The organism is Bacillus sp. S2(2019), from assembly GCF_005144805.1.
Taxonomy (GTDB): Bacteria; Bacillota; Bacilli; order Bacillales; family Bacillaceae; genus Bacillus; species Bacillus altitudinis.
Genome location: NZ_SWFL01000001.1, coordinates 249,060 through 261,514 on the forward strand (window position 1 = coordinate 249,060; position 12,455 = coordinate 261,514).

The 12,455-nt window shown below is 39.6% G+C and carries 11 protein-coding genes; 2 read left to right on the forward strand and 9 right to left on the reverse strand.

Annotation, left to right across the window (positions count from 1 at the left end; genetic code table 11):
• Positions 1 to 8 precede the first annotated feature (8 nt).
• Positions 9 to 1,022 carry a hypothetical protein gene (locus FBF75_RS01245; RefSeq protein ID WP_136944377.1) on the reverse strand — a complete coding sequence of 338 codons (1,014 nt, stop codon included), beginning with the start codon at positions 1,020 to 1,022 and terminating at the stop codon, positions 9 to 11.
• Positions 1,023 to 1,123: 101 nt separating this feature from the next.
• On the opposite strand from FBF75_RS01245, the gene FBF75_RS01250 reads away from it, so the two are divergent.
• Positions 1,124 to 1,384 carry an acyl carrier protein gene (locus tag FBF75_RS01250; RefSeq protein ID WP_041090484.1) on the forward strand — a complete coding sequence of 87 codons (261 nt, stop codon included), beginning with the start codon at positions 1,124 to 1,126 and terminating at the stop codon, positions 1,382 to 1,384.
• Here FBF75_RS01250 and FBF75_RS01255 read toward each other — a convergent pair.
• The 3 genes from FBF75_RS01255 to FBF75_RS01265 form a co-directional block, all read right to left on the reverse strand.
• Positions 1,371 to 3,086, reverse strand: a complete 1,716-nt coding sequence (locus FBF75_RS01255; RefSeq protein WP_136944378.1) for an ABC transporter ATP-binding protein — start codon at positions 3,084 to 3,086, stop codon at positions 1,371 to 1,373. The two genes, FBF75_RS01250 and FBF75_RS01255, sit on opposite strands and share 14 nt — an antisense overlap.
• Positions 3,083 to 4,852: an ABC transporter ATP-binding protein gene (locus FBF75_RS01260; protein WP_167403849.1), complete on the reverse strand. Its 1,770-nt coding sequence runs from the start codon at positions 4,850 to 4,852 to the stop codon at positions 3,083 to 3,085. Before FBF75_RS01260 ends, FBF75_RS01255 begins: the two co-directional genes overlap by 4 nt.
• Before the next feature lie 173 nt (positions 4,853 to 5,025).
• Positions 5,026 to 5,946 carry an aminoglycoside phosphotransferase family protein gene (locus FBF75_RS01265; RefSeq protein WP_240692306.1) on the reverse strand — a complete coding sequence of 307 codons (921 nt, stop codon included), beginning with the start codon at positions 5,944 to 5,946 and terminating at the stop codon, positions 5,026 to 5,028.
• A gap of 170 nt (positions 5,947 to 6,116) precedes the next feature.
• Between FBF75_RS01265 and FBF75_RS01270 the strand changes: the two genes are divergently transcribed.
• A complete protein-coding gene (locus tag FBF75_RS01270) occupies positions 6,117 to 6,380 on the forward strand; it encodes an acyl carrier protein (protein WP_052463354.1) in 264 nt (87 codons plus the stop codon).
• A 52-nt stretch (positions 6,381 to 6,432) separates the two neighbouring features.
• On the opposite strand, the gene FBF75_RS01275 is transcribed toward FBF75_RS01270, so the two are convergent.
• From FBF75_RS01275 to ribF, 5 genes are all read right to left on the reverse strand, one after another.
• Entirely contained in the window at positions 6,433 to 7,665 is a 1,233-nt protein-coding gene (locus FBF75_RS01275) for a M16 family metallopeptidase (protein WP_136944380.1), read from the reverse strand.
• Between the two features lie 33 nt (positions 7,666 to 7,698).
• Positions 7,699 to 8,643, reverse strand: coding sequence for a polysaccharide deacetylase family protein (locus tag FBF75_RS01280; protein ID WP_240692311.1), 945 nt, complete (start codon positions 8,641 to 8,643; stop codon positions 7,699 to 7,701).
• A gap of 134 nt (positions 8,644 to 8,777) precedes the next feature.
• Positions 8,778 to 10,895 carry a polyribonucleotide nucleotidyltransferase gene (gene pnp / locus FBF75_RS01285; protein ID WP_007499522.1) on the reverse strand — a complete coding sequence of 706 codons (2,118 nt, stop codon included), beginning with the start codon at positions 10,893 to 10,895 and terminating at the stop codon, positions 8,778 to 8,780.
• A 183-nt stretch (positions 10,896 to 11,078) separates the two neighbouring features.
• Positions 11,079 to 11,348 (reverse strand): 30S ribosomal protein S15, encoded by a 270-nt coding sequence (gene rpsO, locus FBF75_RS01290; protein ID WP_008354438.1) that lies wholly within the window; start codon positions 11,346 to 11,348, stop codon positions 11,079 to 11,081.
• 155 nt (positions 11,349 to 11,503) lie between these two features.
• Complete coding sequence (gene ribF / locus FBF75_RS01295) at positions 11,504 to 12,454, reverse strand: bifunctional riboflavin kinase/FAD synthetase (protein ID WP_136944382.1); 951 nt, start codon at positions 12,452 to 12,454, stop codon at positions 11,504 to 11,506.
• Between the last annotated feature and the right edge of the window lies 1 nt (position 12,455).

Below are 12,455 nucleotides of genomic sequence, written 5' to 3' on the forward strand. Positions count from 1 at the left end.
AAAACGTCTTATACGACAATATCAGATTGTTCAAGAAGCTCTTGAATGAGAAAGGTTCCTTTCTCTAAAGAAGTAAATGCCTGTTTTAATGAATAACAAGGGATCTTTTCCGCTAGATGTTTAAGAAATGGTTCTAGCTCTTCGGGTGTCGGTAATGTGAAATATGGTAAGAGGAACTCATTATGTCTTCCAGGATTGATGACTGTGTGCTCCTTTAGACGTTCCCCTGCTTCATGTGGACTGATTTTCGAAAGTGTGGCGCCCGTTTGCCCATGAGGTAAAAACTCCGGAAACACCATGACGTCAATTTTCCCCATTGTTTTGACTTCACGTGAAAACCATTTTTCTAATTCCTCCGGATAGACGAAATGATAGTTCTTATCATCTTCATTAAATGGGTGACTCGATGTTTGAAGCCTATATGGTGTATCAAACTTTTCAATGGCTTCAAAAGAATCTTTCCGAATACTCATAGATCTCGGCCAACCAGTTCCTTTGTACTCGTTGTTCGTATATGAAATCCCTATATCATCGTTTGTGATGTACGTTGCATCGGTTAAGGATAACAAGGATAAAATGGTGGATGTTTTGCCCGCTCTTGATCCGCCTACTAGTGCAATCCCTTTTTGATTCATCTCCATCATGCCGCCATGCAAATAGACAAGTCCATCCTGATAACACAAAAGGCGAAGCAGTACTCTTATTAATCGCAGTGCGTGTTGAGCTGTCCATCTGACATCTTTTGGTTCATCTATCACAACGACTTTCTTCTCTCCGTGATACAGGTAGCGGCAACGAGGTTCCATCTTGGTTTGATAAAAGACTTCTTCAAGTGGCACTTCTGTTTGAATGTCTTGTGCATATTTGCTGGTTAAAATCGTCCAAACGTCTCCTTCAGGTCTGTCTGTTATTTTGCTGCACTCAACATAGGGATGTACTTTACTGATGACTAAATTCTGAACTGATTCATCTGCCCCTAATACCACATGAACATTATTTTTTTGATAGCTTACATATGACAATGAATGCCACCCCTTATGATAGATTGATAAAAACAATTGCAATTTTCTCCTTCATCCACCAAAATATAACACATATTAATCTTTTAGAAAGGAGCCACGACATGAATGAACTGACACGAACAGAAGTTGAAGAAAAAATTGTCCAACTTGTGATGAATAAGTTGTCGCTCACTGAGCAGCCAGGCCTTGATGATAGTTTAAAAGCTTTAGGATTAAATTCTGTCCAAATTGTCTCTTTTGTTATTTCATTAGAGGACACCTTTCATATTGCGTTTGAAGACGAAGAATTACACCCTGACCACTTCCGCACCTTAGATCGACTCTTTACTTTGGTCAACACCAAACTGACTAAGACGCTGTGATGACCTGCGCCATAAATAAAGAGCGGTAATGCGAGGAGGCTTCCATCAGCTCCTCATGAGTACCGCAGCTTTGAACAGCACCGTCTTCAAGTACATAGATCATATCTGCATTTTGTATGGTCGATAATCTATGTGCAATCACCAGCAAAGTGCTTCCCCCTTTTGCCTCGTCTATCCCTTTTTGAACCTGCCTTTCTGTCTGCCGGTCAAGGGCCGATGTCGCCTCATCTAATATCAGAAAATCAGCCTGTTTTAAAAGCGCTCTAGCGATAGCTAAACGCTGTCGTTGCCCCCCTGACAAGGAGATTCCCCTCTCTCCAATGACTGTATCAAATCCTTTTTCAAGTCCTTTAATGAAGGGAAGAATTTGTGCAATCTCACAAACCTGTTCAAGTTGTTCTTCAGTAATATCAGTTAACCCCATGATGAGGTTGAGGCGTATGGTGTCTGGGAAGAAATAGGGTTCTTGCGGGACAACGGCTACTCGTTTTAAGAAATGAGAGGGCTCTATCTCTGATCGTTCAACGCCATTTACTAAAACGTTTCCACTATCCGGTTGATAAAGTCCAAGTGCCAGCTTTGAGATAGTCGATTTCCCGCTGCCGCTCGCTCCAACAATGGCCACTTTTTTTCCTTTTTGAATATGAAGATTCAAGTCGTTTAAAGCCCCTTTAGATGTTTGTTCATAAGAAAAACAAACATCTTCAAACACCACATCTTCCACAGAATGTATTCGCTTCGTTCCTTTTTCTTCGTTTTCTATTTGCAGTACGTCTGCAATTCGATGAACAGATGCACGCTGCTGGAAAAATTCAAATACATACTGGAATAACTCCTGATAACTTTTCATTAATTGAGAAGCATATTGGTAAATGACGACAAACAAGCCGATTGACATGTTTCCTGCTGCTACTTGATATGTGCCAAACACAAGCACAGATAGTATTCCAAACCATTTCAATGGTTCTGTTAAAAATAGAAGCTTATTTTGAAACTTACCTTCTTTTATGACATGATCCATCATCTTGTTAAATAGCTTTTCATACAAACCGATTTCCCATTTACGTCGATCAAATGCAACCACTTCTCTTGTAGAAGAAATTCCTTCTTCGACATGCACGAATAGATCTGACTTTCTCTCTTGCACTTCTTTTGCGATGTTTGTTGCCGTTTTCGCCATTTTTTTACCGACAATGAAATAACACGTACTTGCAAAAAGAAGCAAGAGAAATAATACAGGACTCACAGATAGTAAAATGATCGATAAAACAACGGCCATAAAAATGGTTTGTACAATCTTCGGTATATGTAAAGCAGCTGTGACAGCAACTGTCTTTACATCTTGGTTAAGCTTGTGTAGATAATAACTAACTGGATGAATTTTATATGATCTCATCGATACTTGCTGAAGCTGATCTAACATCTTTTTTTGTAATGAATGGTGGATGGTAAGGTAGTTTTTGTGCATCACATATGGACTGGCGACAAACATGACAACGTAGACAAGAAAAATGATGGCAAACAGCATCAAGATATGGGGGAAATGTTGATTGCCGCTATTCAAAAGGACATCGTCAATGAGCCACTTTTGCAGCCCGATCATGGCTAAATTAGCTGCTGCTTCAATCAAAACGAGTAAAAGAGCGAGGATGAGCATCCATTTTTGCTTTGTGATCAAAAGAAACAGCCAATTTTTCCTCATGTTACACCTGCCTCCTTTTCTGAGCGGTCAGACGCCAATTGATAAAAATGTCCCTTTTTTCTCATCAATTCATTAAAATGTCCAGTTTCTAACATACGACCGTCTTCTATCAAAATAATTCTGTCAAAATGTCTTACAGTAGATAAACGATGTGCGACTGCAATGACAGTAGATTCCTTAAAAGTTTGATGTAATGCCTGCTGGACTTTTTGCTCGCTGACACTGTCAAGAGATGCTGTTGCTTCATCGAGTAATGCAACACTTGGATTTTTAGCAAATAGCCGGGCAATGGCGATCTTTTGCTTTTGACCACCAGATAGTTTTAATCCTCTTTCCCCAAGTATGGTGTCGTATCCGTTTTCTAGTTCTCTTATAAATGAGTCGCAATCAGCTTTTTTAGCGGCTTCAATAATCTCTTGATCTGAAAGACTTGTATCTCCAAACCGAATATTGTCCTTTACACTCATATTAAATAAAAACGTTTCTTGAAAAACAAACCCCATCGCACCTCTTATTTGACTAGTAGGTAAACAGCGCAAATCAACTCCATCAAGTGTGATCATCCCAGATGAGGGATCATAAAAGCGTCCAATTAATTTAAGAAGCGATGTTTTCCCTCCACCGCTCGTACCGACAAGCGCCACTTTTTCACCACGCCGAATATGTAGATTCATCCCCTTTAATAAAGGAGGATGATTGGGATAATGAAAATCAACGTCATGAAACACGATATCGCCTTCGACTTGATCAAGCAGCATAGGCTGACGAGGCTCTCTAATATCGGGTGTTTTTTTCATAAAATGATATAAAGGTTCAATTTGAAAGGTTAAGATTCGTTGTTCTGTTAGAAGTGTGACAATAGAAGTAAGCATATGCATTGCTGAAAAATAATATAGTATATATGCCACAAAACCGCCTGTCGTCAGCTGGCCATTATTTACAAGGTAGATGCCGAGAGCAAATGTAGCTAGAGCGCCAATATAATAAGTGAGCCTGCGGTTGCTTCCTCGTAAGTAAGCGAAAAAAACATTTTTTTCATGATCTTGGCGGACCTGTTCATGCAGCTTTTGAATCCGCTCCATGTCCCATTTCATATAACCTAAAATTCTAAGCTCTTCCATTGAAGCAAGACTTTCGTATAATTTTGTTTGCAACGTGCGAAAACCTTCTGCACTTTGTCTTCCGTAGATCGTTGCCTTTTTTTCAAGCCAAGGGCCAAAGATATAGTAGAGAATAAAACTTGGAATAATGATGAGAGTGAGTAAGATAGAAATTTGTATCATAAAGTATAGTGAGATGGCGATAAATAGTGTCTGATTGATAAATTGTGGGAAGTAGCGTCTGTAAATTTCTTGTACAGCTCGTGTTTGTGTGTTAACAAAGGAGAGTGTTTCACTAACAGAATGTTGTTCGTAGTATGAGAAACCGAGTTGACGGATTTGCTGGAAGGCAGCAAATTGTGAATCTCTTGAGGCTTGTTCGATTAATTTTCTTTGCCATAAATTTCGTGCAGCTGTCAGTATAATACCAAGTGCTATCAAGCCAGTCAGGCCTAACAATAATCCATTCATTTTAGAAAAGTCTTTTGCTGGCAAAATCGTTTCAATAAAATATTGAATAAATTTAGGTATAATGAGTTCGCTCAAGGTAATAACGAATCCACTCATAATGACTAGAATCACTTTACCTGTATAAGGCTTTAAAAATGAGAGTGTCCATAAATATACACGCCATAACTGCTTTGAATCTTTGTCGATTTGTTTCAATCCATCACCAGCCTTTTGCTCTTTTTCAACAAAAAACGGAATTTTTTTACAACTTTTTCGATCCTTGTATGGATTATATAAAATGTTTCTACTCATGACAATGTGTAATTTGTATCATTATAACAGAAAAGGCAGTGACTTCCATCACCGCCTAATCGTCCTATATTTCACTGTTATCTAGTGATACGCGTATACCAATGAGGTTCTATTTGACGAAAATAATCATGATCTTTTAATACATTTTCTAGTCTTTCGATCATCTCATCCATTTGACCTGGATCAAATTTAATGACCCACATAATCGATGAAAAGATGCTCATTGCGACATATACAGAGTAAAGCTGCCAAAAATCAGCTGGTATTTCACCATCAAAATACCCATTTATTTGACCAGCCGCAAAGGCTTCACTTGTTTCTCTACTGAAAAGAGCTACTTTATAAAAATCATGAATAGGGTCTCCCCAATCAAAATTATTAAAATCAATAACGCCTGCATATTTATCATTCTTTATAATAATATTCCCTAAATGAAAGTCATCGTGCTGAAATTGGTTAGGCCTTCCCTTCACCTTATCGATGTGCTGTGCGATAAACTGCGCAACTTTTTCATCCCCTTCTATGGAGATACCGCTTTCCCGATAAGCAGTTAAATATCGATGATGCTTTTTCACAACACGCTCTTCCCAAGGTTCTATATGTGATGGCGCTGGATATGTATGCATGTTTCGTAAATCCTGTCCTGCACTTACCCCGATCGCATACTGCTGTTCTTCTGTTAACTGACTCATGATTTCTTTTGCTTCTTGACCTTCTACAAACGATAAAATATAGTACACTTGCTGTGTTTCATCTAGAACACCCATTTTCACTGGATCAGCACACTGAACACCGTGACGTCTTAATTGGGAAAGGAGCTCAAATTGCGTCTTTATTTTGTCATATTGGTCTTGATCAGTGAATCGAAGGACATACTTTTCATCTGATGACATCGTCACGACCCATTTTTCATCTCGAGAATAGCCTTTATCAATCTGGTCTATGGAGATCGCTTTTTTTAATAAGGGAATGTGCTGCATAAGGTCTGTTTTATTCATGGATTGATCCATCCTTCCCAGTCTCTTTTCTTCTCACTCTACCAAATTTTTCATTTGAAGAGAATGATCAACAATTCCTATTTATCTCGAAACTGCTTTACAATGTTTTTCCATTCTAATATAGTTAATTTATGTAAAGAATAGAAAATTTGTAAAGAGGAGCGTTGCAGATGAATGAAACGACGGATGCCCTTTCACTATCAAGTCAAGTAAAAGATTTGGTCCTGCGTTCTTTGGACGATGATAGCAAGATTTCTATTGGTGCAGATGAAGAGTTAACAAATCACGGTCTCGATTCAATAAAAGCAGTTTCACTCATTTTGGAATTAGAAGAGGTTTTTGATATTCAATTTGCAGATGAGGAATTATTGACAGAGCACTTTTCGACAATCAATAAAATTGTTCATCAGCTGCAAAACAAGTTAGCTGATTAATCTTTAGACATGAAAAAAAGGCATCTCTTTTAAAAGACATGCCTTTTTTTGATTAAGCAGAAGGTACATCACCTGTCGGACTAATAAGCGAGAGCGCATAATCTTCTGTAAAGATTCTTTTCGATAAATTGTTCACGCCGTCTAATGAGACGCGATTGATTTCATCAATAATTTCATCAAGCGTACGATGTTTGCCAAGGAGTAATTCATTTTTACCATTTCGGCTCATCTTGCTGTTTGTGCTTTCAAGGCTGAGCATGAGGTTGCCTTTCATTTGCTCCTTAGAGTTTTCAAGTTCTTTCTGCATAATTCCCTCACGTTTTAAGACGTCTAATGTTTGTAAGATGGTTTCAGATAGCAGGTTCAGCTGCTTCGCTCCAGTTCCACCATAGATCGTCAGCATTCCATTATCTGCAAATGAACTATGATAGCTGAATACAGAATACGCAAGTCCTTTATCTTCTCTTACGTCTTGGAACAACCGGCTGCTCATGCTACCGCCTAGAACATTATTTAAGACGATTAAGTCATAGATGCCCTGATCTCCAGCAGGAAGTCCGTTAAAGCCCATGCAAAGATGCGCCTGTTCTGTTTCCTTTTTGCGTGTCAGTTTGTCATAGTGGAATTGCGGGGCTTCGACAGGCTGCTTTTTCCCCTTTCCTTCATACGAGCCAAATAATGTTTCGACCTCACGAATGAAGGTGTCATCGACGTTCCCTGCAACAGAGATGACGACGCGATCCGGCGTATAGAATTCGTCCATATATTTTCGAAGGGAATCACCGTTAAAAGTAGAGAGTGTTTCCTCTGTCCCTAAAATCGGATAACCTAATGAATGATCACCGTAAATGGCTTTGCTTAACAAATCATGAACGATGTCATCAGGAGTATCTTCATACATTTTAATTTCTTCATAGACCACATTTTTTTCTTTCTTCAGCTCTTCTTCGTCAAAAGCAGAGTTGAAAAACATGTCACTCAACACATCGAGGGCATACCCAGCATGTGAATCAAGTACCTTTGCATAATAGCAAGTATATTCTTTTGACGTAAAGGCATTCACTTGACCACCAATGCGGTCAAAGGATTCTGCGATATCACGTGCAGATCTCGTCTTTGTTCCTTTAAAGAACATATGCTCTAAAAAGTGTGAGATCCCATTTACTTCTGGTGTCTCATGTCTAGAACCTGTTCCAATCCAGACGCCAATTGCGACAGACCTTACAGTGGGATTGTTTTCAAGTACAATTCTTACTCCGTTTTGGCATGTATACGTTTTGACCAAGTTTTGCTCCTCCTATTCAACAAACAGATCGCATCACGGATGTCTTTTTTCACTTAGGAGGTCAGAAACCGTTCCTAATTCATATCCTCTTTCTTTGATTTGAATGATAAGTGCGTCAAGACTTCTCGCTGTTGCGTCTGTTGGATGCATTAATATCATCGCCCCATTGTGAATTTTCCCAAGCACTCTTTTTTGTAATACAGCTGGTGATGGTTTTTGCCAGTCGATCGTGTCTACTGTCCACATAATGGTTTCCATTCCTTCTTGTTTCGCAAGCTTTACTGTTTCTTCTTTAAAGCTGCCACTTGGAGGCGCAAACCATATCGGTTTTTTCCCAAGGGATTCTTCAATTTGGCGATTTGTTTTTATCATCTGCTCTAATGCTCGTTCTCTTGTCAGTGTGCGCATATCCGGGTGATTGTATGAATGATTTCCAATTTCATGACCATCTGCCACGATTTTTTTAGCAAGGTCTGGACTGTTTTTCACCCATTTGCCTTCTAAGAAAAAGGTTGCCTTCACTTGATGCTTTTCTAGTGTATTCAACATCTTTGTTAAATGCTCGTCGCCCCAAGCTACATTGATCAGGAATGCATTCATCTTTTTGTCCGGATGTCCCTTGAAGATAGGTTCAGCACCAAGTTCATGTAAATGGACAGATGGTTTTGTTTCTTTAAAAACAAGCAGCTTTTCATCGAAAGAGCCCTGTTTTTTCATTTTTTCGTAAGAAGCATCGATATCGACTGTCTGTCCATTTAAACCAGGCATCTTTTTCCACACTTTATCAATCTTAGCATTTTGCGGCTTCTCTTCATAGTCAGAAGACTTCGATTCGATCTCTTGATACAGAATATCTTTTGAAACAGATGCTACCTCGGCGTGCTCTTTCATTGAATTCATATATGTAACAGCAGCCGGCTGCTTCATCGTTTGATATGACACGAGCAGTAAAAATACAAACACAAAGAATGGTATCATTTTTTTCAATGGTTGTCCCTCCCCTTTACCACAAATTATGATGGGGAGAAACAAGCTAGAACTATTGTTACGCGCAAGAAAAGAAAGAAGCCTGGCACGGATACCTGGCTTCTAACACATTTTATTTGTTCTCATTAAGACTGCTTTTCTTCTTTTTCCTTTTCTTCACGTAAAACAGCTTTACGAGAAAGGTTCACACGGCCTTGTTTATCGATCTCAGTGACTTTGACGAGTAGCTCGTCACCAATCTTCACGACATCTTCTACTTTCCCAACACGTTCAAGTGCAAGCTCAGAAATATGAACAAGTCCATCTTTGCCGCTGAAGATTTCAAGGAAGGCACCGAATTTTTCAATTCGTTTTACTTTACCTAGGTAAAGTTGGCCAACTTCAACTTCTCTGACAAGATCTTCAATGATTTTCTTCGCTTTTTGGTTCATGTCTTCTTCAGTAGAAGAGATAAAGATTGTACCGTCTTGTTCAATATCAATTTTCACACCGGTATCTTCAATGATTTTATTGATTTGTTTACCGCTTGGTCCAATGACATCGCGAATTTTATCTGGATTGATTGTCATCGTTAAGATTTTTGGTGCATAACGTGACAATTCTCCTCTAGAAGCTGGAATCGTTGACAGCATGCTATCTAAAATTTCCATTCTTCCTTTTTTCGCTTGTTGAAGTGCTTCTTCTAAAATGTCTTTTGATAGACCATCGATTTTAATGTCCATTTGAAGCGCTGTTACACCTTTAGATGTACCTGCTACTTTAAAGTCCATATCTCCAAGTGCATCTTCCATTCCTTGAATGTCTGTCAGCACTGTGTAGTATTCACCAGATTTAACAAGTCCCATTGCAATCCCTGCAACTGGTGCTTTAATTGGAACACCTGCATCCATCATCGCAAGTGTGCTCGCACAAATACTTGCTTGTGAAGTAGAACCGTTTGATTCTAACACCTCAGACACAAGACGAACCGTATAAGGGAAATCTTTTTCAGATGGAATGACTGGCTCTAATGCACGTTCGCCTAGCGCACCATGTCCAATCTCACGACGGCCTGGACCACGCATTGGGCCGGTCTCACCAACACTGAATTGCGGGAAGTTATAATGGTGCATGAATCGCTTAGACTCTTCAACACCAAGACCATCAAGAATCTGTACATCACCAAGTGCACCTAATGTACAAATACTGAGTGCCTGTGTTTGGCCTCTTGTAAACAATCCTGAACCGTGCGTTCTTGGAAGAAGTCCTACTTCTGAAGAAAGTGGACGGATTTGATCGACGCCGCGTCCATCTGGACGTACTTTCTCTTCAGTAATAAGGCGGCGAACTTCGTTTTTCACAAGCTTATTTAAGACATCCTTCGCTTGTTTAATCGTTGCTTCGTCACGCTCTTCTTCTTCAAATTTTTGAACGACAGCTTTTTTCACAGCACTGATGGCATCTTCACGAGCATGCTTCTCATGTACTTGAATCGCTTTCAGTAAATCCGCTTCAGCAAGTTGTTTTACTTCCTCTGCTAATGCTTGATCGACTTCATATAAAGGAATATCGATTTTTTCTTTACCGACAGCTTTCACAATTTCTTCTTGGAATTCGATTAAGCGTTTGATCTCTTGATGGCCATACATGATGGCTTCAAGCATCGTTTCTTCTGGTACTTCATCAGCACCAGCCTCTACCATGTTGATTGCATCTTTTGTTCCAGCTACAACAAGGTTGATATCGCTTTGTTCAAGCTGCTCAACATTTGGGTTGATGATGAGCTTTCCATCTACTCGTCCTACTGTCACGCCAGCGATTGGTCCCTCAAATGGAATGTCAGACACACATAAAGCTAAAGATGAGCCAAACATTGCAGCCATTTCAGATGAACAATCTTGATCCACACTCATGACAATACTAATGACTTGTACTTCATTTCTAAATCCGTCTGCAAATAGTGGACGGATCGGTCTGTCAATTAAGCGGCTCGCAAGGATTGCTTTTTCACTTGGGCGGCCTTCTCTTTTAATGAAACCACCAGGAATTTTACCAACTGCATATAATCTTTCTTCGTAGTTTACAGTGAGCGGGAAAAAATCAAGTGGTTTTGGTTCTTTAGAAGCTGTTGCTGAGCTAAGCACAGCCGTATCTCCGTAGCGTACGAGAACCGCTCCGTTTGCTTGCTTTGCAAGCTGGCCAGTTTCAACTGTCAGTTGACGTCCAGCCCAGTCTATGGTGAAGACTTGTTTCTCTTGTCCCATTCTGAGATAAACTCCTCTCTTGTCGTAAAGTTTTTAGGTTATTTCTTATTATGAACAAAATGATTTTCACATATCAATGTGAAAGCTGTATGTAGAAGGGTTTTTGCCATTCTTTCAACATTTTAACCATAAAATATTAGTGATTATACGATAAAAAAGCGGGAATCCTCCCGCTTTTTACGATTATCGACGTAAGCCTAGTTTGTTAATTAACTCACGGTAACGAGTTACGTCTTTATTACGTAGATACGTAAGAAGATTACGACGTCTACCTACCATTTTCAAAAGACCGCGACGTGAGTGGTGATCTTTCTTATGAGTACGTAAATGCTCGTTCAAGTTGTTAATTGATTCTGTTAGGACAGCGATCTGAACTTCTGGAGATCCAGTATCAGATTCGTGTGTTTTGAACTCATTAATTAATTGAGTTTTACGCTCTTGAGTAATAGCCATCCTGTTTCACCTCCAAATCATGTTAGCCCCATCTACCTCGCAACCGTCGGTGAAGTCGGCCTGCCAAGTAAGTGGTTTTAAAGCTACAGGAATTATCATACTAAAAATATGCCGATTTTGCAAATGATAGAGCGGTTTTTCTGCGATTTTTTTGTTTAATGAAGATAATTTTGAAAAAACTGAATCGCTTCTTCTTTATCTTGACTAATTTGAGCCGTTAATTCTTGGATACCGTTAAATTTTTGTTCACTGCGAATCCGTTTGTACCACTGTAATTTAATCGGTTCACCATAAATTTCTTCGTTAAAATCAAAAAGGTTCACTTCAATCGCAGGCTGATCAGGACGTTTTTCATAAAATGTTGGTTTGTAGCCAACGTTACAAACACCGTCATACACCTTGCCTTTCACTTCCGCTCTCACTGCATATACGCCTGTTGGCGGGATGATGTATTCAGCAGATAAACCAACATTGGCGGTTGGAAAGCCAATCGTGCGTCCTCGTTTATCTCCATGAATCACAATGCCTCGAAGCTGATACGGTTTGCCTAAAAGCTCACTCACATATTCAACGTCTCCATTTTTCAATGCGGAACGTATAAGGGTTGAGCTGACTTTCCGGTCTTGGTTGGAAAGCTTAGGTACAATGGTCGCAGCAATCCGCCCTTTCCCGTATTCGTCAAACGTTTCCATTGTGCCTGCGCCAAACCGGCCGAATGTAAAATCGAAACCAGCGACTGCATGCTTCACATTCAGTTCGTCCAAATACTGATCGACAAACTCTTGAGGAGACAGTGCTGCAAAGCTTCCGCTGAATTGCACAATGTATAAGTAGTCAGCACCTAATTGTTCGATAAAATCAATCTTATCCTCAAGCGGTGTGATTAAGTCTTTGGGTTCACGTGCTTTTTGCAGAACATGTGATGGATGCGGATGAAAAGTCATGACAGCTAGAGCTAAACCCTCTTTTTCCGCAATGTTTTTCGCTGCATCAATCACTTTTTGGTGTCCGAGGTGAACACCGTCAAAATACCCTAAAGCCATCACAGACGGGACTTGATCCTTTTGATTCAATGTATGTGGGTGTGAAATATGTATAGTCTTCACG